General features: G+C 63.3%; 23 protein-coding genes and 1 riboswitch. Of the genes, 15 read left to right on the top strand and 8 right to left on the bottom strand.

Features of this window, described 5'->3' with window-relative positions:
* The first annotated feature begins 27 nt into the window (after positions 1 to 27).
* Together SLT36_RS16775 and SLT36_RS16780 are read left to right on the top strand one after the other, a co-directional pair.
* Positions 28 to 1,875: a monovalent cation:proton antiporter-2 (CPA2) family protein gene (locus SLT36_RS16775; protein ID WP_432283599.1), complete on the top strand. Its 1,848-nt coding sequence runs from the start codon at positions 28 to 30 to the stop codon at positions 1,873 to 1,875.
* Positions 1,876 to 1,941: 66 nt separating this feature from the next.
* Positions 1,942 to 2,487 (top strand): DUF924 family protein, encoded by a 546-nt coding sequence (locus tag SLT36_RS16780; protein ID WP_432283600.1) that lies wholly within the window; start codon positions 1,942 to 1,944, stop codon positions 2,485 to 2,487.
* A gap of 23 nt (positions 2,488 to 2,510) precedes the next feature.
* On the opposite strand, the gene SLT36_RS16785 is transcribed toward SLT36_RS16780, so the two are convergent.
* A complete protein-coding gene (locus SLT36_RS16785) occupies positions 2,511 to 3,086 on the bottom strand; it encodes a GNAT family N-acetyltransferase (protein ID WP_432283601.1) in 576 nt (191 codons plus the stop codon).
* Between the two features lie 67 nt (positions 3,087 to 3,153).
* On the opposite strand from SLT36_RS16785, the gene SLT36_RS16790 reads away from it, so the two are divergent.
* Complete coding sequence (locus SLT36_RS16790) at positions 3,154 to 4,482, top strand: DNA polymerase IV (protein ID WP_432283602.1); 1,329 nt, start codon at positions 3,154 to 3,156, stop codon at positions 4,480 to 4,482.
* Between the two features lie 93 nt (positions 4,483 to 4,575).
* On the opposite strand, the gene SLT36_RS16795 is transcribed toward SLT36_RS16790, so the two are convergent.
* The 4 genes from SLT36_RS16795 to SLT36_RS16810 form a co-directional block, all read right to left on the bottom strand.
* The gene (locus tag SLT36_RS16795; RefSeq protein ID WP_432283603.1) at positions 4,576 to 4,797 is read right to left on the bottom strand and encodes a hypothetical protein; all 222 of its coding nucleotides are present in this window, start codon (positions 4,795 to 4,797) and stop codon (positions 4,576 to 4,578) included.
* A gap of 133 nt (positions 4,798 to 4,930) precedes the next feature.
* On the bottom strand, positions 4,931 to 5,557 hold the full coding sequence (locus SLT36_RS16800) for a L,D-transpeptidase (protein ID WP_432288370.1): 627 nt from the start codon (positions 5,555 to 5,557) through the stop codon (positions 4,931 to 4,933).
* Between the two features lie 85 nt (positions 5,558 to 5,642).
* Positions 5,643 to 6,596, bottom strand: a complete 954-nt coding sequence (locus SLT36_RS16805) for a glycine betaine ABC transporter substrate-binding protein (RefSeq protein WP_432288371.1) — start codon at positions 6,594 to 6,596, stop codon at positions 5,643 to 5,645.
* Between the two features lie 104 nt (positions 6,597 to 6,700).
* Positions 6,701 to 7,711 (bottom strand): methyltransferase, encoded by a 1,011-nt coding sequence (locus SLT36_RS16810; RefSeq protein ID WP_432283604.1) that lies wholly within the window; start codon positions 7,709 to 7,711, stop codon positions 6,701 to 6,703.
* 182 nt (positions 7,712 to 7,893) lie between these two features.
* Between SLT36_RS16810 and SLT36_RS16815 the strand changes: the two genes are divergently transcribed.
* Both SLT36_RS16815 and SLT36_RS16820 read left to right on the top strand, forming a co-directional pair.
* Positions 7,894 to 8,307, top strand: a complete 414-nt coding sequence (locus tag SLT36_RS16815) for a YciI family protein (protein ID WP_432283605.1) — start codon at positions 7,894 to 7,896, stop codon at positions 8,305 to 8,307.
* A 33-nt stretch (positions 8,308 to 8,340) separates the two neighbouring features.
* Positions 8,341 to 9,570 carry an RNA polymerase sigma factor gene (locus SLT36_RS16820; protein ID WP_432283606.1) on the top strand — a complete coding sequence of 410 codons (1,230 nt, stop codon included), beginning with the start codon at positions 8,341 to 8,343 and terminating at the stop codon, positions 9,568 to 9,570.
* Here the strand turns inward: SLT36_RS16820 and SLT36_RS16825 are convergent.
* Positions 9,560 to 10,508 (bottom strand): IS630 family transposase gene (locus SLT36_RS16825; protein ID WP_432283321.1). Its coding sequence is split into 2 segments (ribosomal slippage): positions 9,560 to 10,171 and positions 10,173 to 10,508, totalling 948 coding nucleotides; the frame shifts between segments, so codons are not numbered across the junction. The two genes, SLT36_RS16820 and SLT36_RS16825, sit on opposite strands and share 11 nt — an antisense overlap.
* A gap of 195 nt (positions 10,509 to 10,703) precedes the next feature.
* Positions 10,704 to 14,153: a DNA polymerase III subunit alpha gene (gene dnaE, locus SLT36_RS16830; RefSeq protein WP_432283607.1), complete on the bottom strand. Its 3,450-nt coding sequence runs from the start codon at positions 14,151 to 14,153 to the stop codon at positions 10,704 to 10,706.
* Positions 14,154 to 14,455: 302 nt separating this feature from the next.
* Between dnaE and SLT36_RS16835 the strand changes: the two genes are divergently transcribed.
* Both SLT36_RS16835 and SLT36_RS16840 read left to right on the top strand, forming a co-directional pair.
* Complete coding sequence (locus tag SLT36_RS16835; protein WP_432283608.1) at positions 14,456 to 15,583, top strand: S-(hydroxymethyl)glutathione dehydrogenase/class III alcohol dehydrogenase; 1,128 nt, start codon at positions 14,456 to 14,458, stop codon at positions 15,581 to 15,583.
* Positions 15,583 to 16,056 (top strand): GNAT family N-acetyltransferase, encoded by a 474-nt coding sequence (locus SLT36_RS16840; protein ID WP_432283609.1) that lies wholly within the window; start codon positions 15,583 to 15,585, stop codon positions 16,054 to 16,056. Before SLT36_RS16835 ends, SLT36_RS16840 begins: the two co-directional genes overlap by 1 nt.
* A gap of 6 nt (positions 16,057 to 16,062) precedes the next feature.
* On the opposite strand, the gene SLT36_RS16845 is transcribed toward SLT36_RS16840, so the two are convergent.
* Positions 16,063 to 16,407, bottom strand: a complete 345-nt coding sequence (locus SLT36_RS16845; protein WP_432283610.1) for a cupin domain-containing protein — start codon at positions 16,405 to 16,407, stop codon at positions 16,063 to 16,065.
* 65 nt (positions 16,408 to 16,472) lie between these two features.
* On the opposite strand from SLT36_RS16845, the gene SLT36_RS16850 reads away from it, so the two are divergent.
* The 8 genes from SLT36_RS16850 (at position 16,473) to gcvP (ending at position 24,580) form a co-directional block, all read left to right on the top strand.
* Positions 16,473 to 16,946: a YaiI/YqxD family protein gene (locus SLT36_RS16850; RefSeq protein ID WP_432283611.1), complete on the top strand. Its 474-nt coding sequence runs from the start codon at positions 16,473 to 16,475 to the stop codon at positions 16,944 to 16,946.
* Positions 16,943 to 17,599, top strand: a complete 657-nt coding sequence (locus SLT36_RS16855; protein WP_432283612.1) for a DUF1345 domain-containing protein — start codon at positions 16,943 to 16,945, stop codon at positions 17,597 to 17,599. Before SLT36_RS16850 ends, SLT36_RS16855 begins: the two co-directional genes overlap by 4 nt.
* 135 nt (positions 17,600 to 17,734) lie before the next feature.
* Positions 17,735 to 18,592 carry a cytochrome b/b6 domain-containing protein gene (locus SLT36_RS16860; RefSeq protein WP_432288373.1) on the top strand — a complete coding sequence of 286 codons (858 nt, stop codon included), beginning with the start codon at positions 17,735 to 17,737 and terminating at the stop codon, positions 18,590 to 18,592.
* A 1-nt stretch (position 18,593) separates the two neighbouring features.
* Positions 18,594 to 19,385: a molybdopterin-binding protein gene (locus SLT36_RS16865; RefSeq protein WP_432283613.1), complete on the top strand. Its 792-nt coding sequence runs from the start codon at positions 18,594 to 18,596 to the stop codon at positions 19,383 to 19,385.
* 159 nt (positions 19,386 to 19,544) lie between these two features.
* The gene (locus SLT36_RS16870) at positions 19,545 to 19,973 is read left to right on the top strand and encodes a helix-turn-helix domain-containing protein (RefSeq protein WP_432283614.1); all 429 of its coding nucleotides are present in this window, start codon (positions 19,545 to 19,547) and stop codon (positions 19,971 to 19,973) included.
* A 71-nt stretch (positions 19,974 to 20,044) separates the two neighbouring features.
* A riboswitch (glycine riboswitch) is annotated at positions 20,045 to 20,131 on the top strand.
* Positions 20,132 to 20,280: 149 nt separating this feature from the next.
* Positions 20,281 to 21,381, top strand: a complete 1,101-nt coding sequence (gcvT, locus tag SLT36_RS16875; RefSeq protein WP_432283615.1) for a glycine cleavage system aminomethyltransferase GcvT — start codon at positions 20,281 to 20,283, stop codon at positions 21,379 to 21,381.
* 5 nt (positions 21,382 to 21,386) lie between these two features.
* Positions 21,387 to 21,755 (top strand): glycine cleavage system protein GcvH, encoded by a 369-nt coding sequence (gene gcvH / locus SLT36_RS16880; protein WP_018427756.1) that lies wholly within the window; start codon positions 21,387 to 21,389, stop codon positions 21,753 to 21,755.
* 14 nt (positions 21,756 to 21,769) lie between these two features.
* Complete coding sequence (gcvP, locus tag SLT36_RS16885) at positions 21,770 to 24,580, top strand: aminomethyl-transferring glycine dehydrogenase (protein WP_432283616.1); 2,811 nt, start codon at positions 21,770 to 21,772, stop codon at positions 24,578 to 24,580.
* Position 24,581: the final 1 nt, after the last annotated feature.

The following is a 24,581-nucleotide window of genomic DNA, read 5'->3' on the forward strand; positions in this document are numbered from 1 at the left end:
CCGCACAGCCAAGGATCGAAAAGACGCATGGCAGCAGAGACAGCGGGTGTCGATCTGGTTCCGGTGGTGGCGCTGCTGGCTGCAGGCGTCGTGGCCGTCCCCATCTTCAAGCGACTCGGCCTCGGCTCCATCCTCGGCTACCTCAGCGCCGGTGTGGTCATTGGCCCATTCGGCATCGGCATCTTCACCGAATCCTCCACCATCCTGCATGTCGCCGAACTCGGCGTGGTGATGTTCCTGTTCATCATCGGCCTCGAAATGCAGCCGTCGCGGCTGTGGGGTCTGCGGCGCGAAATCTTCGGGCTGGGCGCACTGCAGGTCGGCATCTGCGCGCTGTTGCTGACGCTGGTCGGTCTGGCGGGAGGCTTTCTGGTTTCACAATCCTTTGTCGCCGGCGCCGGCTTCGTGCTGACCTCGACGGCAATCGTCATGCAATTGCTCGATGAGCGCGGTGAGATGTCGACGCCGAAGGGCCAGCGCATGGTTTCGATCCTGCTGCTGGAGGACCTCGCCATCGTGCCCTTGCTGGCGCTGGTGGCGTTCCTGGCGCCGGTCGCCGTCAGCGATGCCGGCACGGGCTGGGCCGGGCGGCTGACCGATATCGGCATCGGCATCGCGTCAATCACCGGACTGGTCATCGCCGGTCGCTATTTGCTCAATCCGTTGTTCCGCGTCCTTGCCGACTCGCGCGCTCGAGAGGTGATGACTGCAGCTGCCCTGCTTGTTGTCCTGGGCGCAGCACTCGCCATGCAGCTCGGCGGCTTGTCCATGGCGATGGGCGCGTTCCTCGCCGGCGTGCTGCTGTCCGAATCGACCTTCCGGCATCAGCTCGAAGCGGATGTCGAACCCTTCCGCGGCATCCTGCTCGGCATGTTCTTCATCGCGGTCGGCATGTCGCTCGACCTGACGGTGGTACTGGCCAACTGGCAGATGATCGCCTTCTACGTCGTGGTCTACATGCTGATGAAAGGCATCGGCATCTATGCCGTTGCACGCTTCCTGAAGTCGGGACATCGCGAGGCGCTGGAGCGCGCCGTCATCATGGCGCAAGGCGGCGAATTCGCCTTCGTGCTGTACTCCTCGGCCCTTGCCGTCGGCATCATCGACGGCGAAGCCAATGCGATCCTGACCGCCATCATCATCATCTCGATGGTGCTGACCCCGTTGGCGATCATGGTGCTGCGCCGCTTCACGCCGCAGGTCGAACAATCGCTCGAAGACGTTGATGTTGCAGCAGAACTCAGTGGCACGGTGCTGGTGATCGGCTTCGGTCGCTTCGGACAGATCGCCAGCCAGCCATTGCTGCTGCGCGGCGTCGACGTGTCGATCATCGACAACGACGTCGAGATGATCCAGGCAGCCGCTGATTTCGGCTTCAAGATCTATTATGGCGACGGCACCCGGCTCGATATCCTGCATGCTGCGGGCGCCGGGCGGGCACGCGCGGTGCTGATTTGCGTCGACAAGGAAGATGTCGCCGTCCGCATCGCCCAAAACCTCGCAGCGGAGTTTCCGCTGGTACCGGTTCTGGCGCGTGCCTATGACCGCGGCACAGCGATGAAACTCATTCGCGCCGGCGTCGACTATCAACTGCGTGAGACGTTCGAATCGGCCATCGTCTTTGGTGGCGCCACGCTCGAAAAGCTCGGCGAAGATCCGGACGACGTCGCCGAAGTGATCGAGGAGGTGCGCCGCCGCGACGCCGCACGGCTGGAAATGCAGTTCGCCGGCGACATCCACGCCGGCGGCGATTTCCTGCAAGGCAACACCGGCGAGCCTGTGCCGACACCGCTGACACCGCCGCGCCGCGCCGCCAAAGCCCTCAATGACGAAGCCGCGGACGCCATCGCCAAGAAGGTCGTGCCGGGCGAGTGATGGACTTGCCAGCGCGCGTCAGGGGCGTACGCGCAATGACGTAATGAAAACAAAGAGGAACCGACGATGATCGACAGGCAGCGTGCAACCGAAGTGGTCGCCTTTTGGCGCGAATCCGGGCCGGAAAGCTGGTTCCGCAAGGACGAGATGTTCGACGACAGCTTCCGCAGCCGCTTCGGCGACCTGCACATGGCCGCCGCCAAGCGCCAGTGCGACCACTGGGCGGACGACGCCGAGGGGGCGCTGGCGCTGCTGATCCTGCTCGACCAGTTTCCGCGCAATTGCTTCCGTGGCAGCGGCCACATGTATGCCACCGATCCGCTCGCCCGCCATTTCGCACGCCGGGCGGTGGCCGACGGCCACGACATGGCGACGGATGCGCCAATCCGGGTGTTTTTCTATCTGCCGTTCTCGCATTCCGAGACGCTGGCCGATCACGACACCCCGCTCGAACGCTCGACGGCGCTTGGCGGCGACTACCTCAAGCACGCTATCGGTCATCGCGACATCGTCGCCCGTTTTGGCCGCTTCCCGCACCGCAACTTCATCCTCGGCCGCGAATCGACCGAGCAGGAACTGGCGTTTCTCGAAGCCGGCGGCTTTTCAGGCTAAGTTGCTTCCGCCGTAGTCACGCCTCAGAGTTCAAGACGCATCAGCGGCCGGCCCGGCTTCCGCTCGATCGCGCGCGTAAACCCCGCCTTTTCGAACACCCGCGTCGAGCCGACAAACAGGCTGACCGGGTGTTTGCCGTTCGATTGGTCGATTGGGCAGGCTTCAAGCACGCGAGCACCCGCTTGGCGCGCGAATGCGACACCGGCGTCGACAAGCCGGTGCGTCACACCCTGGCCGCGTGCCTTGCCGCGGATGAAGAAGCATGAAATGGCCCAGACGGCTGGATCGCCGGCATCCTCTGGTGACAACGGCGCGGAGCCCCTGCCCTTGTTGTTGAATTCGGGCACGTCGGCGCGCGGGCCGATCTGCATCCAGCCGACCGCCTGGCCATCCGAGAATGCCAGCAGGCCCGGCGGCGGACCGGCCGCGATTCGCGTCTTGATGTGATCCTTGTTGCTCTCGCGGTTGCTGTCCCGCCTGATCGCCGGCGGCAGCCTGAAATAGGTGCACCAGCAGCCATAGCAGGCGCCCTGCTTGCCAAACAAATCCTCAAAATGCGGCCACAGATCCGGTGTCAGCGGCGAAATGGCATCAGTCATGGCATGGCTCCAGAGCGCAGCCTTGTCCCGACGGGGCAGCTGACATAAAATTGCGCTTGTTCTCTTTATGTTCGCAGCGAAGGCGATGCCTGTCAACGATCCCAGCCACGGTTTTTGCCGCGACTGCCTTGCCCTTCAGCGTGGGTCGGGACCGCGCTGCCACGGCTGCGGCAGCCCGCGCCTGTTGCGCCATCCCGAGCTTTACAAGCTGCACCTCGCCCATATCGACTGCGATGCCTTCTATGCGGCGGTGGAAAAGCGCGACAATCCCGAGCTCAAGGACAAGCCGGTCATCATCGGCGGCGGCAAGCGCGGCGTGGTCTCCACGGCCTGCTACATCGCCCGTATCCATGGCGTGCGCTCGGCAATGCCGATGTTCAAGGCGCTGGAGGCCTGTCCAGAGGCGTTCGTGATCAGCCCCGACATGGAAAAATACGTCCGCGTCGGGCGTGAGGTGCGCTCGATGATGCAGGCGCTGACGCCGCTGGTGGAGCCGCTGTCGATCGATGAAGCCTTTCTCGACCTCGACGGCACCGAGCGCCTGCATGGCCTGCCGCCGGCACTTGTGCTCGCCCGCTTTGCGGTTGCCGTCGAGAAGGAGATCGGCATCACCGTCTCCGGCGGCCTGTCCTACTGCAAGTTCCTCGCCAAGGTCGCTTCCGACCTGCGCAAGCCGCGCGGCTTTGCCGTCATCGGCGAGGCCGAGGCGCTCGCCTTCCTCGCGCCACAGCCGGTGACGATGATCTGGGGCGTCGGAAAAGCCTTTGCCGCGATGCTCGAAAGCGACGGCATCCGCAGCATCGGCCAGTTGCAGCGCATGGACCGCGGCGACCTGATGCGGCGCTACGGCACGATGGGGAGCCGGCTCTATCACCTGTCGCGCGGCCAGGACGATCGCCAGGTGTCGCCCGACCAGGAAGCCAAGAGCGTTTCGGCGGAGACCACCTTCGATACCGATCTCGCCTCGTCGGCGGAGCTGGTGCCGGTGCTGCGGGCGCTGTCGGAAAAGGTCTCGGCGCGACTGAAGAAGGCAAACATTGCCGGCGGCACCGTCGTGCTCAAGCTCAAGACCCAGGACTTCAAGCTCCGGACGCGCAACCGCCAGCTGACCGACCCGACACGGCTTGCCGACCGCATCTTCCAGACCGGCATGCAGCTTTTGTCGAAAGAAACCGACGGCACAAAGTACCGCCTGCTCGGCATCGGTGTCAGCGACCTCTCCGATGACGAACGCGCCGACCCGCCCGATCTCGTCGACGTCCAGTCGCGTAAGCGGGCGCTGGCCGAAGGCGCCATCGACGTGCTGCGCGGCAAGTTTGGCAAGAATGCCGTCGAGACCGGTTATACGTTCGGCAAGGGTCGCAGTGCGCATCCGCCAGAGGCACTGGACGAATGAGGCGTAGCGTTCGTCCGGCGCGCGCGTCCTCTGGCGAAACCGGTCTGTCGTCGATGGAGGACCAAGTTCCGCCGTTTCGCAACTGGCTCGTTCTCAAGCCGCTTTCTGCACCGAGGTCACATTGCCCATGGTGTCGACAACGCAAACATAGCGTTGGCCAGATGCATTGAGGTCGACCTGATACCTGGTCGCGTCCAGCTGCGACGAGCCGACCGGCAGCACCTTGTCGGCTTCGACGCCAGCGGACGTTGCCACCGCACTGGCACAAGTAAGCTGCAGGTCGGCGGGCGCCGTCTGCACGGTGGTCCTTGCCATGTCTTGCGGTTCAGGCGCGGTGGAGGCACAGCCAGCGACCGCAAGGCCCACAAGCAAACCAGTTCCGCAGAGATAAGCTGTTCGCATCATGTCCCCCTCGTTGAACGCCTTTGTCGTTCTCAGACGGCGACGCTCATACCCCTTTGTAGAGCGCAGCCCCCTGCATCAGCACCACGACCTTAGCGCCGACCTGAACCTGGGCATGCAGGTCGACGATGTCGTCATTGTTCATCCGGATGCAGCCGGACGACACGTCGAGGCCGATCGTCCACGGCTCCGGTGTGCCATGGATGCGATAAATCGTATCCTGGTCGCCCTGGTAGAGATAAAGCGCACGCGCGCCGAGCGGATTGTCGGGGCCGCCAGGCATGCCGCCAGCAAATTTGGCAGCGTTCGGATCGCGCGCAACCATTTCGGCCGGCGGCGTCCAAGTCGGCCATTCGGCCATGCGCCCGACACGCACGATTCCGGCCCAACCAAAACCGTCACGACCGACCCCGATGCCGTAGCGCACGGCCTTAAGACCGGGCAAGACGAGATAGAGGAAGTGTTGGTTACCATCGATGATGATGGTGCCCGGCTTCTCGGCGGTGCGGAACGTTACGATCTGGCGGCGGAAAGCGTCTGGCACCTGACCGTGGGCGGCGTAGTACTGGCGCGCCTTCTTGCGATCGTAGTTGATCCATTTATGGGTCTTGGGATCGAAGATCTGCGTTGTCGGACCGGCTTGCGCCAGTGCTGCTCCGAGCCCCGCTGCCATGAAAAAGAGGGCGACCCAACCGAACCATCTGCGTGGACGCACCGTCCCTGCCATGCGCACTACCCCTCTCTGGCCCTGGCGGGCGTCACTTCATCCAAGCGTTCACACGGTCTTCGTGGCTCGCCACCCATTGCTCGGCAAACTTTGCCGGATCCTGTCTTTCGACCTCGAGCGCGTAGCTCATGGCCGTCACTTCGTCGGCGCTGAAATCGATGTTGTCGAGAAACTTGGCTACTTGCGGCAAACGCTTGGACAGCGACGTTGCATAAGCGACGCTGAAACTCGACGGTTGCCAGGCTACGGGGGCATCGGACCTCGAAAGCCACATCGGATCGTCCGCCGGCAAGATGACATTCCACTTTGCTCTGTCGAAAGCCGGTTCGCTCAGTTGCTTGATCTGATGCAGCTCAAACACGTGATGCGGACTGTAGCAGTAAAAAACGATCGGTTTGTCAGTCGCCACTGCAGCGTCCACCGCCGACATGCCGACCTCCTCCGGCATTTCGAGCAGCGTCATCGTTGCCGCGTAGCCATAGCTCTTGGCGCGGATTCGCTCGATGTCGGTCGACGACCAGCCCTGGGCACCGATCCAGATCTCGCCCTTACCGTCGCCATCGGTGTCGAACACCCTGGTTTTCACCGGGTCCGTCAGGTCGGCGACATCGTGGATTCCATAGTCGTCATAGGTCTTTTGGGTGACGCATAACCCTTGCGTCGCCGAAACGCTGCGCGGGCTCAGGTGAACGGTGCCGCGATCGGTGACATATTTCTGCACCAGCGAGTCCAGGTTCGGCCGCCAGACCTCGGGGTGAATATCGACCTTGCCCGAATCCAGGCCGGTGAATGCGATCAAGGTTCCCATTTCCTCGACCTCGACATCGATCTTGAGCGATTTCTCAAGCGCGGCCTTGATGATGTTGGCGGATGCCTGACCGGATGGCCAATTGGGCATGGCCACAACGAGATCGGCAGAATGTGCCTGGAGGCTACCTCCTAACAGCACAGCCGCAACGCAGACACCTCGCAACAGGGCCTTCATCTTGACCACCAGCCTCGTTTCCGCTGGCAAACAGGATTTAGTCTTATCAATGCCAAGTCAAGCAAAGTCGCGTGCTGCGGTCCAGGCTCGGAATATCTGAGGCGTCACACCGGCACGCCTTCTACGACACTGATACGTGGGCCCGCCTCGATCACTCTTGTCAGCCTGAAGCCGGACGCGGCGTACAGCCTGGCGAATTGGTCCTTTGTTCTCTCCTCTCCGCCAGGTACCGCCAGCATGTTGAGATCTGCAAACTTGGCACCTGGGCCTTCGTTGGGCGGCGCGAGGACCGCCTCCAGCACGACCAGCGTCCCATCCGGCCGGATTGCCCGCCGGCAGCTTTTCAGTACGGTGATAGAGCGCTCGTCGTCCCAGTCGTGCAATATCCATTTCATGACATGCGCATCGGCACCCTCCGGCACGGCAGCGAAGAAGTCGCCGCCGACCACCTCGCAGCGATCGGCGACCGACGCCGCACTGAGAACGGCACCGGAGCCCTCGACCACCATCGGCTGGTCAAACAGGATGCCGCGCTGCGACGGATTGCGGGCAAGGATCGCCGCCAGCAAGGCGCCCTGGCCGCCGCCGACATCCATGACGACGTCGAAGCGGCCGAAGTCGTAGGCCGCAAGCGCCGCCGCAGCGACTGCCGGCACGAAGGACGACATCGCCCGGTCGAAGATCAGCGACTCCTCTGGATGATCGATGCGGTACTGCCAGACACCGGTGCCATGGGCATGCGCGAACGCGTTCTCGCCGGTGCGTATGCTGTGCAACAGCTCTCCCCAGGCGGCGCGGTAGTAGGCTCGGCCAACCATGCGCGCCCAGGGTGCGACGGATTGCTCGGCATCCGAACGCAGCCCCGACCCAAGCATCGTCAGGGAAAACTGCCTGGTCGCCCCTTCATGGAGCACACCTACCGAAGCAAGCGCACGCAACAGGCGGTAGAGCGCCTGCGGGTGAGACCCGGTCGCAGCGGCGAGATCGTCGCTGGAACGCGGTCCGCTCACCAGTTGATCGGCAATGCCAAGTGTTGCGGCGACGCAGATCGCCTGGGACACCTGATACCCATTCACCATCTGCATGAGGTCGGCTGCGGCGGCTTTCTCGTCCATGACGGCGCCCTCTCACTGGCCGAGGCAAAATACCAGCAGTGATGAAGCGCCGCAACGAAGCAAAGTTTTGCACGCGGCAAGAAATCGCCAACGGCTTTGTCGATCCTGCTGCCTTCTGCTCGTCGTGTTGGCAGACTAGGCTCAGACAATGGTGTCGGGCCTCATTATGCGGGAGCAAACCAATGCGTTTCATGTTCGTGATCAAGGCCAGCAAGGACTCCGAAGCGGGCGTCATGCCGCCGGCGGAAATGATCTCAGACATGGCCGACTATCACGGAGAACTGGCCAAGGCCGGTGTGCTGCTCGACGGCAGCGGTCTGCAGCCGAGCTCCAAGGGTTGGCGCATCACATGGTCTGGCGGCAAGAAGACCATCACCGATGGCCCCTTTGCCGAGACCAAGGAACTGATCGCCGGCTACACGGTCATCCAGGTGAAGACGCGCGAGGAAGCGATGGAATGGGCCAACCGCTTTCCCAACCCGCAGATCGAGAACGGCCAGATCGAGGTGCGCCAGATGTTCGATCTCGAGGATTTCGAGCCCAGCGAAGGCATCGATCGCTTTCGCGAAATGGGCATCGCGCAAGACAGGTCATAGATGGCCGCAAACCATAGCCCTCCGCAGCCAACGATGCCGACCGACATTGTCTCTGATGACAGCGTCGCCAGAAGCCGCGCGACGCACAAGGCCATCGAGACGGTGTTTCGCATGGAGCGGGCGCGGATCGTGGCGGCACTCGCCCGGTTCACCCGCAGCGTCGACCTTGCGGAAGAGTTGGCCCAGGATGCCCTTATCGCGGCACTACGCAACTGGCCCGTTTCAGGCATCCCGGACAAGCCCGGCGCCTGGCTGATCACTTCGGCCAGGCGCCGGGCCATCGACCATTTTCGGCGTGCCAAGATGGCAAACGGCAAACTCGCACTGCTGGGTATCGATGCCGACGTCGAGGCAATGGCCGAGCCAGAGGACGGGATGGGCGACGACATGCTCGGGCTGATGTTCGTGTCCTGCCATCCTGTGCTTTCGGCCAACGCACGGGCGGCACTCACCTTGCGGTTGGTCGGTGGCCTGACCACGGAAGAGATCGCCCGCGCCTACCTGGTTTCCGAAGCAGCGATGGCGCAGCGCATCATCAGGGCCAAGCGCACTCTGTCGGACGCTTGCGGGCCCTTCGAGGTGCCTGCCGGCCAGGATCGGACCGACCGGCTGAGCTCGGTGCTCGAAGTGCTCTATCTCGTCTTCAACGAAGGCTATTCCGCCACCCGCGGCGACGATTGGATGCGGCCACAACTCTGTCAGGAGGCGATGCGGCTGGGGCGGATGCTGGCGCTGCTTGCGCCCAATGACGCTGAAGTTCACGGCCTGGTCGCATTGATGGAAATCCAGGCATCGCGCTTGCCGGCCCGCACTGATGCCGACGGCAAGCCGATCCTGCTGCTCAAGCAGATCAGATCCCGTTGGGATCATCTGCTAATCAATCGCGGCCTTGCGGCACTCGCCAAGGCCGAAACCATGCAGAAACCAGGCCCATACACGCTGCAGGCGGCGATCGCGGCCTGCCACGCCCGGGCGCACACGGCCGAACAGACCGACTGGTCGCGCATCGCCGCTCTCTACGCCGCACTGGCCGCGCTTGCGCCCTCGCCCGTGATCGAACTGAACCGCGCCATGGCACTGGCGATGGCATTCGGTCCTGCAGCCGGGCTGGAGCTCGCGGACCAGCTGATGCACGAGCCGGCGCTGCGCAACTATCACCTGCTGCCAAGCGTGCGCGCCGACCTTTTGATGAAGCTCGATCGCCTTGGCGAGGCGCTTGGCGAGTTCGAACGGGCGGCTGCACTAGAGCCTTTCACGTTTTGACGGAAGCGTATCCGGCGTTTGCGAAATAGTTCTCGCATTCGCCGGGTTCGATGGTCGCAACGAGTTGACCGACGTGCCGCCACGTTTCTTCGACGGTGCGCTTCTGGGCTTGGCGCATCCAGTGTTTGATCTTGGCGAAGGCCTGCTCGATCGGATTGAGGTCGGGTGAGTAGGGCGGCAGGTACCAAAGCCTGGCGCCAGCGGCCTTGATCATCTGCCTGATGGCGACCGATTTGTGACTTCCCAGATTGTCCATGATGACGATATCGCCGGGTTTCAGCACGCCAACGAGTTGCTGCTCGACATAGGCGCGGAAGCACTGGCCGTTGATTGGTCCGTCAAAGACACAAGGTGCCGCAAGCCGGTCCCAACGCAATGCCCCCAGGAAGGTCAGGGTTCGCCAATGGCCGTGCGGGGCCAAGCCGCGCAGGCGCTTGCCCCTTGGCCCCCAGCCCCGAAGTGGAGCCATATTGGTCTTGATCCAGGTCTCATCGATGAAGACCAGGCACCGCGGATCCAGGCTGGCCTGCCAAGACCGCCATCGCCGACGCCTGCGAGCAATATCGGCTCGGCCCTGCTCAAGAGCGAGCAGTGTTTTTTTTGAAGCTCAGGCCCTCGCGCCTCAAGAACATCCAGACCGCATTGTGCGAGACCATCACCCCGCGTGCGGCCAACTCGTCCTTCAGCCGATGCAGCGTCAGTTCAGAGGTCTGGTTGATCCGCTCCACGATGAAGGCACGATGCGGCTCCAAAATCCGCTTGCGGTGTCCGCCCATCTTGCCCGGCGCAACCGACCCGGTGGCACGGTAACGCTGCGACCACTTCACAACCGAGGAAACGGCAACGCCGAAGCGCGACGCCACCGCACGGCAGTTCTCGCCGGCGCAAACCGCTTCCACAACACGCTCACGAAGATCGTTCGAAAGGGCTCGCGTCATCAGATGCTGGCCTCCATCCAGCCAGCATCTTGAATCACAAACGCCAATCTTTGGGAATCCTACGATTCTCTCAAAAAATGAAACGCTCTAACCCAAAACGAGCGCGAGCGGGCCATGCTTGTGCAACGGGCGCAGGCCTGTCGGGCCGAGCTGGCCGGCAAGGCGAAGTGACGTCGCCGTAGACAACCTAGCCGGCTAGACCAGCTCGACCTCGACGACTCCCGGCACGGCGCGCATCGCCGAAGCGATCGACGGCGTGATGCGGTAGCGTTCGCGTAGCTCGATTTCGATCTCGCCCTCGGCCTCGCCCTTGAGCACGATGAAGCTGACCTCGCCTTCGCCGCGTACCGTCAGCTGGTTGGACAGCATGTTGAGAGGTGCTGCGTCGCGCACGAAGATGCGCAGCGTCTTCTGCACCCGGCTCGCTTCGTCCTCGAGCGATTGCACAGTCTGGATGCGCAGGTTGACGCCTTCGGGGCGATCCTCGGCGGCAACGGTGACGACCACCGATTTGCCGGGTTCACACAGGTCGCGATACTGCGCCAGCGTCTCCGAGAACATCACCGCTTCATACTGGCCCGAAACGTCCGAGAACTGGACGATGCCCATCTTGTTGCCGGTCTTGGTCTTGCGTTCCTGCTTGGTGGTGACGGTACCGGCCAGACGCCCTGCAGTCGCACCACGCTTCACGGCAGCGGCAAAGTCGGCCCAGTTCTGGACGCGCATCTTCTCAAGTGCGGCCTTGTATTCGTCGAGCGGATGCGCCGAGAGGTAGAAGCCGACGACCTGGAATTCGCGATGCAGCCGATCGGCGGCAAGCCAGGCGTCGGCGACCGGCAGGTGCAGCGACGGCGCCTGCCCTGAGGCAGCACTGCCGAAGATGTCGGACTGGCCAAGGGTGGCATTTTCGTGGGCGCGGGAAGCAAGGCCCATCATGCGCTCGATGCCCGCCATCATCGCCGCGCGCTCGTGGCCGAAACAGTCGAGCGCGCCGGCCATGATCAGGCTTTCCAAGACACGCTTGCCGACCAGCTTGGGGTCGATGCGCTCGCAGAAGTCGGCGAGGCTGGCGAAGGGCTTTTCCTGGCGCTTGGCAACGATGTGGTGCACCGCCGCCTCACCCACGCCTTTGATCGCGGCGAGCGAGTAGAAGATCTTCTTCTCGCCGACCTCGAAGTCGCGGAAGCTGGTCATGACCGATGGCGGCACGACGTCGATGCCGAGCCGCATCGCATCCTGGCGGAAGTCGTTCAGCTTGTCCGTGTTGGACATATCGTAGGTCATCGAGGCCGCGAGGAACTCGACCGGATAGTGCGCTTTCAGATACGCCGTCTGGTAGGAGACGATGGCGTAGGCTGCGGCGTGCGACTTGTTGAAGCCGTAGTCGGCAAACTTGGCGAGCAGGTCGAAGATGGCGTTGGCCTGCGGTTTGCTGACCTTCTTGTCCATGGCACCGGTGACGAAGCGCTCGCGCTGCTTGTCCATCTCGGCGCGGATCTTCTTGCCCATGGCGCGGCGCAGCAGATCGGCTTCGCCGAGCGAATAGCCCGACAGCACCTGCGCGATCTGCATGACCTGCTCCTGGTAAACGATGACGCCTTGCGTCTCCTTCACCAGATAGTCGATCATCGGATGGATCGAGGCGATCTCCTCGTCACCATGCTTGCGGGCGTTGTAGGTCGGGATGTTCTCCATCGGGCCGGGGCGGTAGAGTGCCACCAGCGCGATGATGTCCTCGACCTGGTCGGGCTTCATGCCGATCAGCGCCTTGCGCATGCCGGCACTTTCAACCTGAAAGATGCCGACGGTCTCGCCGCGCGACAGCATGGCGTAGGTCAGCGGATCGTCGAGCGGGATCAGCGCGAGGTCGATGTCGACGCCCTTGCGGCTGATGAAATGCACCGCCTTTTGCAGCACCGTCAGCGTCTTCAGGCCGAGGAAGTCGAACTTCACCAGTCCGGCCTGCTCGACATATTTCATGTTGAACTGGGTGACCGGCATGTCCGAGCGCGGGTCTCGATACATCGGCACCAGTTCGGACAACGGGCGGTCACCGATGACGATGCCGGCGGCGTGCGTCGAGGCGTGGCGGTAGAGGCCCTCGAGCTTCTGTGCCATGTCGAGCAGCGTCTGCACGATCGGTTCGCGTTCTGCCTCCTCGGCAAAGCGCGGCTCGCCCTCGATCGCCTGGGCCAGCGTCACCGGATTGGCCGGATTCTGCGGCACCATCTTGGTGAGCTTGTCGACCTGGCCATAGGGCATCTGCAGTACGCGGCCAACGTCGCGCAGCACGGCGCGCGCCTGCAGCGTACCGAAGGTGATGATCTGACCGACCTGGTCGCGACCATACTTGCCGACCACATAACGGATCACCTCTTCGCGGCGGTCCTGGCAGAAGTCGATGTCGAAGTCGGGCATCGAGACGCGGTCGGGGTTGAGGAAGCGCTCGAACAGCAGCGAGAAACGCAGCGGATCGACGTCGGTGATGGTCAGCGCATAGGCAACCAGCGAGCCTGCACCTGAACCACGGCCGGGGCCGACCGGGATGCCCTGTTGCTTGCCCCATTTGATGAAGTCGGCAACGATCAGGAAGTAGCCCGGGAATTTCATTCGCTCGATGATGCCAAGCTCATATTCGAGCCGTTCCTGGTACTGTTCGGGCGTGTAGCCGGTCGACAGGCCACGCGTTTCCAGGCGCATCGCAAGACCTTCGCGAGCCTGGCGGGACAGTTCCGCCGCTTCGGCGGCAACAGCCGCCTCGGCATCGGCGATGTCGCCACCGGTGAATCGCGGCAGGATCGGATTGCGGTTCTTGGGATAGTAGGAACAGCGCCTGGCGATCTCGACGGTGTTGTCGATCGCCTCAGGCAGATCGGCAAAAAGCTCTGCCATCTCCTTCTGCGACTTGAGGAAATTGTCCGGCGTCAGCCTGCGGCGATTGTCTTCGGCGACGACCGAACCCTCGGCGATGGCAATGAGCGCGTCATGGGCCTCGAAGTCAGCACGCTTGGCGAAGAACGCCTCATTGGTGGCGACCAAAGGCAGATAATGCCGGTAGGCGAGTTCGATCGTTGCCGCCTCGATCATGCGGTCATAGCCGGCCAGACGCTCGAGTTCGACGTAAAGCCGATCCCCGAACATCTGCTTCAGGGTCAGAAGGCGGCTTTCGGCAATTGCCGTGTGGCCGCTCTTGATCGCGGCACCGACCGGTCCGCGTGGGCCACCGGTCAGGCAGATAATGCCGTCCGCTGCGGTGGCGAGCCAATCGAGCTTGGCGTGCACCGGTTCGCCGTTCGGGGTTTCGAGATAGAGCCGGCTGACCAGCCTGACGAGGTTGGCGTAGCCGGTCTCGGTCGCGGCAATCAGAACCACTGGAAATAGATCGAGTGCCTGCTTCCAGCCCTGGCCGCGTTGGGTGCTGTCGCCACCGTCTGCAAAGTCAACGTCGACCTGGCAAGCGATCAAAGGCTGCACACCATCCTTGGTGGCCTTCTGGGCGAACTCCAGCGCGCCGAACAGGTTGTTGGTGTCGGCAACCGCGATGGCGGGCGCCTCGTCCTTGGCAGCGTGTCCGACGACCTTGTCGAGCTTCAGGGCACCTTCGAGCAGCGAATAGGCAGAGTGAACGCGCAGATGAATGAACATCCGGTCGGAAGTCTCTGGTTTTTCTGCCCTTATGAGCGCTTCACGCTTCAGCGGATCGCGTGGGAGCCTATCACTCGACATCGAATCGTCTGCCATTTACCTGGAAATTCCGCTGATATGTTCGGCCACGCCAGCCACCATGTCCATCCCGCAAGGGGTCGCGTCGGAAACCGCTTGTGGAGTATCATGCCAACCGTCGTCCTGCGACGTTCAGGTGTCGCCTTGCCGGTTGCCTGCGGCGGCAAAACCTGAAACCTTGCCGACAACAATTTTTCCTCTGAGTAGACATAGGGACGATCGCCATGAAAACCCGCGCCGCCGTTGCCGTTGGAGCCGGAAAGCCGCTCGAGATCATGGAGGTGGATCTCGAGGGTCCGCGCGAGGGCGAGGTGCTGGTCGAGATCAAGGCGACCGGCATCTGCCACACCGACGAGTTCACGCTGTCGGGTGCCGATCCCGAAGGCATCTTCCCGGCCATTCTCGGCCATGAGGGAGCAGGTGTCGTCGTCGATGTCGGCAAGGGTGTCACCTCGCTCAAGAAGGGCGATCATGTCATTCCGCTCTACACGCCGGAATGCCGCTCCTGCCCGTCCTGCCTCAGCCGCAAGACCAACCTCTGCACCGCGATCCGCTCGACGCAAGGCCAGGGGCTGATGCCTGACGGCAGCTCGCGCTTCTCGATCGGCAAGGACAAGATCTTCCACTACATGGGCTGCTCGACATTCTCGAACTTCACCGTGCTGCCCGAGATCGCGCTCGCCAAGGTCAATCCCGACGCCCCCTTCGACAAGATCTGCTACATCGGCTGCGGCGTCACCACCGGCATCGGCGCGGTGATCAACACCGCCAAGGTCGAGATCGGTTCGACGGCCATCGTCTTCGGCCTCGGCGGCATCGGCCTCAACGTGCTGCAGGGCCTCAGGCTTGCCGGTGCCGACATGATCATCGGTGTCGACATCAACAATGACCGCAAGGCCTGGGGCGAAAAGTTCGGCATGACGCATTTCGTCAATCCGAAGGAGGTCGAGGGCGACATCGTTCCCTATCTCGTCAACATGACCAAGCGTGGTGCCGACCAGATCGGCGGCGCCGACTACACCTTCGACTGCACCGGCAACGTCAAGGTGATGCGCCAGGCGCTGGAAGCCAGCCATCGCGGCTGGGGCGAGTCGATCGTCATCGGTGTCGCCGGCGCCGGCCAGGAGATCTCGACACGACCGTTCCAGCTGGTCACCGGCCGGAGCTGGAAAGGCACTGCCTTCGGCGGCGCACGCGGCCGCACCGACGTGCCGAAGATCGTCGACTGGTACATGGAGGGCAAGATCCAGATCGACCCGATGATCACCCACACGCTCAAGCTCGAAGACATCAACAAGGGCTTCGACCTGATGCATTCAGGCGAGAGCATCAGAAGCGTCGTCGTCTACTGATGAGCGGCATCGCATATGAGGTCGACGTAAGATCGCTCGACGAGCTGTCGCCGCGCGACCTCTATGCGATGCTGAAGATGCGTCTCGACGTCTTTGTCGTCGAGCAGAAATGCGCCTTCCCCGAAATGGACGGCAAGGATCCCGAGGCGTTGCATCTCAGGCTGCTTGCCGGCAAGGAACTGGTGGCGAGCACGCGCATCATCGCCCCATCGGGCCATGACGATCCGGCCTATATCGGCCGAGTGGTGGTCTCTCCTGATCATCGCGGCAAGCGCCTCGGCGACAAGCTGATGGCCGAATCCATCGCCGCCTGCGAAAGGCTCTTTCCGGACCGGCCGATTGCGCTTTCGGCCCAAAGCCATCTCGAGAAATTCTACGCGTCCTTCGGCTTCGACACAGTGTCGAAAGAATATCTCGAGGACGACATCCCGCATATCGACATGCTCAGGCCTGTCCCGCGCGCAGGCGCCTGACGGGGCTTACTCCAGCCAGGTCGTGTCGAAAGCACCGGCGACATGCAGGTCGGTCGTCTCCAGCCGTCCAGGCCCGAGATTGGCGAATTTGTGCGGCGTGTTGGCCGGCGCCACCAGGATCTGCCCGGCCTCCGCTTCGATCGTCTCGTCGCCGACGGTGAACAACGCCCGGCCGACACGGACGATGAACACCTCCGGATAAGGATGCGTGTGAAGCTTTGGTCCGCCACCGACCTTGTCGGACGAGAAGAACACCACAGAGACATCCACCCCGAAGGCGCCGCCCTGGAACTCGCCGTGCCAGGCATCGGGTTTTTCGGCCCATTGTTCGCGATTGATCAGATGTGCCATGGTCTGCCTCCGTTCGACGTGCCAGACCATAACCAAAGATATCCTCTCCCGGAACAGCGCCTGAAATGACCGAAAATGCCCCCATCATCTATGTCGACGCTGATGCCTGCCCGGTGAAGGACGAGGTGGTGAAGGTCGCCGAACGGTTGGATCTCGTCGTGACCTTCGTGTCAAACGGCGGCCTGCGCCCGTCGCGCGATCCGATGATCCGCAACGTCGTGGTCTCAAAGGGTGCCGATGCCGCCGACGACTGGATCGTGGATAACGCGCGCGCCAATGACATCGTCATCACAGCAGATATTCCGCTTGCCGCGCGCACCGTGGCGCTTGGCGCCCATGTGCTCGGCCCGACCGGCAAGCCGTTCACGCCGGAGACCATCGGCATGGCGGTCGCCATGCGCGATCTGAAACAGCACCTGCGCGAAACCGGTGAAAGCAAGGGCTACAATGCCTCCTTCTCCGCCCAGGACCGCTCGCGCTTTCTCGGCGCGCTCGACCAGATGGCGCGAAGGGCGGTGAAGTCGGTGCAGGCACAATGAAGCCGTTCGGCCGTCATTTCATTTTTCTGGCAAGCGCCGGCATCGGGGTGGCGGCGCTCGCCGTGGCAATGCTGCTCCAGCATCCGCTCAGCTACAGCATCGCCGCCAATGCGTTTTTCGCTACTTACATACTGCTTGTCCTGCGTGAAATGCCGCGACTGACGGCGGACTTCCTCAGCCGGCGCGCCCAGCAGGCCGACGAGCCGATCTGGATCATCTTCTTGGTGACCATCGGTATCGTCGTGGTCGCCGTCGGCTCGCTGTTCGTGCTGATGAATGCCAAGCAGGTACCGCATCCCTCCTGGCTGGCGTTTTCGCTGCTGTCGCTGCCGCTCGGCTGGCTGACCATCCACGCCATGGCGGCCCTGCACTACGCCCGCCTCTACTGGAAAGGTGACACCAAGGGCGATGCCGCGTCGACACGCAGCCGCAAGCCGGTCGGCGGCCTGATCTTTCCCGGCACAGAACGCCCCTGTGGCTGGGATTTTCTCTACTTCGCCGTGGTCATCGGCATGACGGCGCAGACCGCCGACACCAACATTTCGTCGACGCACATGCGCCAGGCAGCGCTTATCCACTCGGTCCTGTCGTTCTTCTTCAACACCATCATCGTCGCCGCGGCCGTCAACCTGGTGGTCTCACTCGCAAGCTGATTTCACGCCAAAGTCACCGCCGCAGCGAAACAATTCCCGACGCCAGAGCGTAATCATCTGCGAAAGGGCGTAAAATGACGCCCCCGCAATCGCCGATGCCACGGGAGATCGGGTGCTATGGAAAGCCAGACGCACATGCTGCAGCAGGCGAATGACGCGAAAGCGTCAGGCACCCGCGGCGAGCTCGTCTACCGGCAGACACGCTGGACACGCCTCACCCATTGGATCTGGGCAGTGTCGCTGTTTTTCCTGCTGCTGAGTGGTCTGCAAATCTTCAACGCCCATCCGGCTCTCTACATCGGCAAGCAGTCAGGCTTTGCTTTCAGCAACGACGTGCTGGTCATCGGCGCTGAAAATAGCCCAACGGGACCAGTCGGTTACACGACGATCCTGGGGAACAGATTCAACACGACGGGTGTGCTTGGCCTGTCGGGATCAGCCGCCAATCCAAACGGGCGCGCGTTTCCGGCATGGGCGACGATTCCGTCCGGTCAGGATCTCGCCACCGGCCGCGTCGTGCATTTCTTCTTCGCCTGGGTGCTCTCAGGCACGTTGCTCGTCTGGCTCGTCGCCAGCGCCCTCAACGGCCACCTGCATCGCGATCTTGCGCCAAGCGTCAAGGATCTGCGCAACTTGCCCAAGGACATCACCGATCACGTCAGGCTGAGGTTCCACCATAGCCGCGATTACAACACGCTGCAGAAGCTGGCCTATGGTGGCGTGCTGTTCGTGCTTCTGCCGCTGATGATCGTCACCGGGCTTGCCATGTCGCCGAGCATGAACGCGGCCGTGCCGTTCTTGGCCGACCTGTTGGGCGGACGCCAGACCGCGCGCACTATCCATTTCGTCACCATGGCGCTGCTCGTCGGCTTCTTCGTTGTCCACATGCTGATGATCCTGGCGGCGGGACCGATCAACGAACTGCGCTCGATCATCACCGGCTGGTATCGCACCGACCCACCGCAAGGCGACCGTCGCGAAGGGAGCGCCTGAGATGCCCAAGTTCCAGCTCAACCGCCGGCGCTTCCTCACAACAGCTACGCTCGGTGCATCGACGCTTGCACTCTCCGGTTGCGACGCCTTCGATTTTCTCGCCGATCGCGACAACGGCGTGCGCAATGTCCTCGAAGGTGCCAACGACCTGACATACCGCGTCCAGCGGCTGCTCGCCGGCCGCGAGTCGCTGGCCCAGGAGTTCACCGAGGCCGATATTCGGCAGCCGCAACGCCCCAATGGCATCACTGCACCCGACGACAGTGTCTACAAATCCCTTCAGTCGGGCGACTTCGCCGACTGGCGGCTGGAGGTGACGGGCCTGGTCGAAAAGCCGCTATCGCTTACGCGCCAGCAACTGATGAACATGCCCTCGCGTACCCAGATCACCAGGCATGACTGCGTCGAGGGCTGGAGCTGCATTGCCAAATGGATAGGCGTGCCGATGGCGCTCGTACTCGATGCCGCCGCCGTCAAGCCCAATGCCCGCTACGTCGTCTTTCACTGCCTCGACACCATCGAACGAAGCCTCTCGGGCGAAGTCAAATATTACGGCTCGATCGATCTGGTCGACGCGCGGCACCCGCAGACAATCCTCGCCTATGGCATGAACGGCATGCCGCTGCCGGTCGAAAACGGCGCGCCGCTTAGGGTGCGTGTCGAACGACAGCTCGGCTACAAGATGCCGAAATACATCCACAAGATCGAGCTGGTCGACGGCTTCGGCGCCATGGGCCTTGGTAAGGGCGGCTATTGGGAAGACCGTGGCTACGACTGGTACGGCGGCATCTGACGGACAATCGCAAGCGCCATTTATAGTCACGCTTATTCAATAGCTTGGCCGATTTTTCGTATCTTGCGGTTGCGCATCCGGGCTCGCTGGCCGATGCTCGCGGCATGCCGCCCAGACATTCGGCGGCCCAAATCCAACACACGACAGGAGGCCCTTCTGGTGTCCGACACCACGAACATCTATGAGCAGACACCCGATCTCGACACCATTGGCGGACGCCTGTCGCGAGCGCGCGAAGCCATCGGCCTCAGTGCCGGCGACCTAGCCTGGAGGCTCGGGGTCAAGATCTCCACCGTCAACGCCTGGGAGCGCGACCGCTCGCAGCCCGGGGCCCATCGCATCGCCAAGCTGGCCGGCCTGCTCGGCACCAGCATTTCCTGGATCCTCCACGGCATCGGTCCTGCGCCGCGCGAAGACGACCTGTCCGCCGCCTCGGTTTCGTTGCAGATGGAACGGCTGCGACGACTGCACCGCCAGTCCGGCAACCTGATTGGCCAGCTCGAGCGCGACCTGCGCAAGCTGGAAAGTGCCGGGACCTTACCCGGACCACCCGGAAGTATTGGTCGGGACTATCCATCCGGTGAATAAGCACTGCGCGGACAGGTGACAAAGTGTCGTCGGTGGGATATTGACGACTCGTCTGGAGCCTTTGCGGGCTCCACCTGTTTGCGGGAGAGAGCAGCGAAAGCTGACGCCGAAGGGGAAATCGCCCGAAATCTCTCAGGCAAAAGAACCGTAAACAGGAAGGACACTCTGGAAAGTCGGGACCTTAATCCCGCGCCGAAGGTGTAAGCGCTGCCGACAGAGTTCCGGAGCGCGAGTCTCTCAGGCTTCAGACAGAGGGGCACGGAATGGCTGCCACAAGCGGCTGGACACGTGCGACTCTGGAGAAGACATGACAGGCGAAGCCACCAACCAACTCCCCCTTGCAGATCTGCATGCAGGCGCCGGTGCGCGCTTCGGCGCCTTTGCCGGCTGGAACATGCCGCTGACCTATCCTGCGGGCGTGATGAAGGAACACCTTCACACCCGCGAGCATGTCGGCCTGTTCGACATCTCCCACATGAAGCTGTTCCTGGTCACCGGCACGGGGGCCGCCGACCTCATCAACCGCGCCTGCCCGCTCGATGCGCGCGCGCTTGAGACCAGGCAGTCGAAATACACCTTCTTCCTGACCGAGACCGCCGGCATCATCGACGACCTGATCATCACCCGTCTCGGCGACGAGCGTTTCATGGTGGTGGCCAACGCCGGCAACGCAGCGACCGACGAAGCGCATCTGCGTGCGCTGGCCAAGGACTTCGACGCCACGATCGAGCCGCTCGACCGCGTCTTCATCGCGATCCAGGGCCCCGAGGCGGCCACAGTGCTCGCCAAGGCCGGCATTGCCACCGACGCGCTGTTCTTCATGCAGGGCTTCGAGCCGCGCGCCAACTGGTTCATGAGCCGCTCCGGCTATACCGGCGAGGATGGTTTCGAGATCGGCCTGCCGGAGGCAGACGCGCGCGAATTGCTTGCCAAGCTCCTGGCCGACGAGCGCGCCATGTGGATCGGCCTTGCCGCACGCGACAGCCTGCGCCTCGAAGCCGGGCTCTGCCTGCATGGCAACGACATCACCCCCGACAACGACCCTGCAAGTGCCGGCCTGATGTGGGCGATCCCCAAGGACCTGCGCGCAGACGGCGGCTTTGTCGGCCGCGCGGCACTTGCCGCGATCCTCGCCGACGGCGCCAAGGAAAAGCGCGTCGGCCTGAAGCCTGAAGGCCGCCAGCCGGTGCGCTCCGGCGCCGAGCTGTTCGATGCCGACGGCAAGCTGATCGGCCGCGTCACCTCGGGCGGCTTTGGCCCGTCGGCCGGCTTCCCGGTCGCCATGGGCTATGTCTCCGCGTCGCTGGCCAAGGCCGGCACCCGTGTCTTCGCCGACGTCCGCGGCACCAAGGTGCCCATCGACGTTCATTCTCTTCCCTTCACGCAGCATCGCTACCGCAAAGGATAATTTCCATGACCAAGACCTATTTCACCGAAGACCACGAGTGGATCCGCGTTGAAGGCGACATCGCTACCGTCGGCATTACCGACTACGCCCAGGAACAGCTTGGCGACCTGGTCTTCGTCGACCTGCCGGAAGCCGGCCGCAAGCTCGCCAAGGGCGACGTCGCCGTGGTCGTCGAGTCGGTCAAGGCCGCATCGGACGTCTATGCGCCGATCGACGGCGATATCACCGAAGCCAATGCAACGCTCTCGTCCGACCCGGCGCTCGTCAATTCGGCTGCATCAGGCGACGGCTGGCTGTGGAAGATGAAGATCGCCAATGCGGGCCAGCTCGACGGCCTGATGGATGAAGCGGGCTACAAAGCCCATATCGGTTGACAGGATCGCCTGAGATGACCACCGCACCCTATCCCTTTTCGGCCCGCCACATCGGGCCCGGCCCAAAACAAACCCGCGCCATGCTCACCGCCATCGGCGTACCCTCCGTGGAAACGCTGATTTCGCAGGCCGTGCCGAAGTCGATCCGGCTCGACCGCGCGCTCAACCTGCCGGCGCCAGCGAGCGAACATGAAGCGCTTGCCGAGCTCGGCGAGAAGATGGGCCGCAACAAGGTGCTGAAGAGCTTCATTGGTGCCGGCTATCACGGCGTCAACGTGCCTCCGGTCATCCAGCGCAACCTGTTCGAGAACCCGGCCTGGTACACCGCCTACACGCCTTACCAGGCCGAAATCAGCCAGGGCCGCCTGGAGCTCCTGTTCCACTTCCAGACGCTGGTCGCCGAACTGACCGGCCTGCCGGTCGCCTCCGCCTCGCTGCTCGACGAAGCAACCGCCGTTGCCGAAGCTGTCGGCATCGCGCTGCGCCATCACCGCGACAAGCGCAGCCGCGTCGCCATTGCCGGTGCAGCGCATCCGCAGGTCCTCGACGTCGTTCGTACCCGCGCCGAGCCGCTGGGCACCGAGATCGACGGCGAGACCATCGACGACAACACAGCAGCGCTGATCGTTTCCTGGCCCGACACCAACGGCGTCTACGGCGACCACAAGGCGGCGATCGAGAAGGCCAAGGCCGTCGGCGCCATCGTCATCTTCGTCTCGGATCCGCTCAGCCTGACCGTCACCGATACGCCTGCCAGCCTTGGCGCAGACATCGCCGCAGGGTCGATGCAGCGCTTTGGCGTGCCGATGGGCTTTGGCGGTCCGCACGCAGCTTACTGCGCCGTCTCCGACAAGCTGACCCGCCTGATGCCGGGCCGCCTCGTTGGCCAGTCGGTCGACAGCAAGGGGCGCCCCGGTTACCGCCTTGCACTGCAGACCCGCGAACAGCACATCCGCCGCGACAAGGCGACGTCGAACATCTGCACCGCACAGGCTCTGCTCGCCAACATGGCGGCATCTTATGCCATCTGGCACGGCTCGGTCGGCCTGCAGGCGATCGCCGAGCGGGTCCACGCGCTGGCCAGCCGTCTTGCCGAGAGCCTGAAAGCCGCCGGCCTGCCGGTGCTTGGCGACAAACGTTTCGACACTGTCACCATCGAGGCCAAGGGCAAGGTCGAGGCTATTGCCGCCGAGGCCGAGAAGACCGGCCGCCTGCTGCGTGTCATCGACGCCGACCATGTCTCGGTCGCCTTCGACGAGACCTCGACAGCTGCCGATCTCGAAGCGATCGCTGCCCTGTTTGGCGCAAAGGTCGTGGCCGAAGCCAAGCGTTCGCTGCCGGGCCAGCCGCGCGGCAAGGAGTTCCTGACCCAGCCGGTGTTCCACCAGAACCGATCGGAAACCGACATGATGCGCTTCCTGCGCAGGCTGGCCGACAAGGACCTGGCGCTCGACCGCGCCATGATCCCGCTCGGCTCCTGCACGATGAAGCTCAATGCCGCCGCCGAGATGATGCCGGTCAGCTGGCCGTCGGTCGCCAACCTGCATCCGTTCGCGCCGACCAGCCATTCGCTCGGTTATCGCGCGATGACCGACGACCTCGAAGCATGGCTGTGCGAAATCACCGGCTTCGACGCCGTCAGCCTGCAGCCGAATGCCGGCAGCCAGGGTGAATATGCCGGTCTTCTGGCGATCCGCCGCTATCACCATTCGCGTGGCGAGACGCAGCGCAACATCTGCCTGATCCCGTCTTCGGCGCATGGCACCAACCCGGCCAGTGCGGCGATGGCCGGCATGGACGTGGTTGTCGTGCACTGCCTCGAAGACGGCGACATCGACGTCACCGACCTCAAGGTGAAGGCCGAGCAGCACGCCGACAAGCTGGCTGCGCTGATGTTCACCTACCCGTCGACGCATGGCGTGTTCGAGGAAGGCGCACGCGACATCTGTGAGATCGTCCATGCCCATGGCGGCCAGGTCTATTTCGACGGTGCCAACCTGAACGCGATGGTCGCGCTTTCGCGGCCGGCCGACATCGGTGCCGACGTCTGCCACATGAACCTGCACAAGACCTTCTGCATTCCGCATGGCGGCGGCGGCCCCGGCATCGGCCCGATCGGCGTCAAGTCGCATCTGGCGCCGTTCCTTCCCGGCCATGTCGAAATCGGCAGCGCGCATGCGGTGTCGGCTGCCCCCTTCGGCAGCGCCTCGATCCTGCCGATCACCTGGATGTACATCCGGATGATGGGCGCTTCGGGCCTCAAGCACGCGACGGAAACGGCGATCCTCAATGCCAACTACATCGTCAGCAAGCTCGAGGGGCACTATCCAGTGCTGTTCAAGGGCAAGAACGGCCGCGTGGCGCATGAGTGCATCCTCGACACCCGCGTGCTCAAGGAGCGGGCCGGCATATCGGTCGAAGACATTGCCAAGCGGCTGATCGACTACGGCTTCCATGCACCGACCATGTCGTGGCCGGTTGCCGGCACGCTGATGGTCGAGCCGACCGAGTCCGAGCCGAAGCACGAGATCGACCGTTTCTGCGATGCGATGATTGCGATCGCCAGCGAAGCAGCGAAAGTCGAAAAGGGCGAGTGGCCTAGGGATGACAATCCGCTGGTCAATGCGCCCCACACGGCGACCGAAACGCTGGCCGGCGAGTGGAAGCATCCCTACTCGCGCCTCGAAGCGGCCTATCCCGGCGGCGATCCCGACACTGTCGCCAAGTACTGGCCGCCGGTGTCGCGTATCGACAACGTCGCCGGCGACCGCAACCTGGTCTGCGCCTGCCCGCCGCTGAGCGAGTATCTCGGCGCCGCCGAGTAAT

The sequence above is a fragment of the Aminobacter sp. BA135 genome, from assembly GCF_050859125.1.
Lineage (GTDB): Bacteria > Pseudomonadota > Alphaproteobacteria > Rhizobiales > Rhizobiaceae > Aminobacter > Aminobacter ciceronei.

Coding starts and splice junctions, on each gene's coding strand:
- SLT36_RS16790 (WP_432283602.1), top strand. CDS start 3,154: ATGTTCGCAGCGAAGGCGATGCCTGTCAACGATCCCAGCCACGGTTTT.
- SLT36_RS16835 (WP_432283608.1), top strand. CDS start 14,456: ATGAAAACCCGCGCCGCCGTTGCCGTTGGAGCCGGAAAGCCGCTCGAG.
- dnaE (WP_432283607.1), bottom strand. CDS start 14,153: ATGTTCATTCATCTGCGCGTTCACTCTGCCTATTCGCTGCTCGAAGGT.
- SLT36_RS16850 (WP_432283611.1), top strand. CDS start 16,473: ATGACCGAAAATGCCCCCATCATCTATGTCGACGCTGATGCCTGCCCG.
- gcvT (WP_432283615.1), top strand. CDS start 20,281: ATGACAGGCGAAGCCACCAACCAACTCCCCCTTGCAGATCTGCATGCA.
- SLT36_RS16800 (WP_432288370.1), bottom strand. CDS start 5,557: ATGGCAGCGGGGCTCGGAGCAGCACTGGCGCAAGCCGGTCCGACAACG.
- SLT36_RS16810 (WP_432283604.1), bottom strand. CDS start 7,711: ATGGACGAGAAAGCCGCCGCAGCCGACCTCATGCAGATGGTGAATGGG.
- SLT36_RS16820 (WP_432283606.1), top strand. CDS start 8,341: ATGCCGACCGACATTGTCTCTGATGACAGCGTCGCCAGAAGCCGCGCG.
- SLT36_RS16815 (WP_432283605.1), top strand. CDS start 7,894: ATGCGTTTCATGTTCGTGATCAAGGCCAGCAAGGACTCCGAAGCGGGC.
- SLT36_RS16795 (WP_432283603.1), bottom strand. CDS start 4,797: ATGGCAAGGACCACCGTGCAGACGGCGCCCGCCGACCTGCAGCTTACT.
- SLT36_RS16785 (WP_432283601.1), bottom strand. CDS start 3,086: ATGACTGATGCCATTTCGCCGCTGACACCGGATCTGTGGCCGCATTTT.
- SLT36_RS16805 (WP_432288371.1), bottom strand. CDS start 6,596: ATGAAGGCCCTGTTGCGAGGTGTCTGCGTTGCGGCTGTGCTGTTAGGA.
- gcvH (WP_018427756.1), top strand. CDS start 21,387: ATGACCAAGACCTATTTCACCGAAGACCACGAGTGGATCCGCGTTGAA.
- SLT36_RS16860 (WP_432288373.1), top strand. CDS start 17,735: ATGCTGCAGCAGGCGAATGACGCGAAAGCGTCAGGCACCCGCGGCGAG.
- SLT36_RS16845 (WP_432283610.1), bottom strand. CDS start 16,407: ATGGCACATCTGATCAATCGCGAACAATGGGCCGAAAAACCCGATGCC.
- SLT36_RS16780 (WP_432283600.1), top strand. CDS start 1,942: ATGATCGACAGGCAGCGTGCAACCGAAGTGGTCGCCTTTTGGCGCGAA.
- SLT36_RS16775 (WP_432283599.1), top strand. CDS start 28: ATGGCAGCAGAGACAGCGGGTGTCGATCTGGTTCCGGTGGTGGCGCTG.
- gcvP (WP_432283616.1), top strand. CDS start 21,770: ATGACCACCGCACCCTATCCCTTTTCGGCCCGCCACATCGGGCCCGGC.
- SLT36_RS16840 (WP_432283609.1), top strand. CDS start 15,583: ATGAGCGGCATCGCATATGAGGTCGACGTAAGATCGCTCGACGAGCTG.
- SLT36_RS16865 (WP_432283613.1), top strand. CDS start 18,594: ATGCCCAAGTTCCAGCTCAACCGCCGGCGCTTCCTCACAACAGCTACG.
- SLT36_RS16855 (WP_432283612.1), top strand. CDS start 16,943: ATGAAGCCGTTCGGCCGTCATTTCATTTTTCTGGCAAGCGCCGGCATC.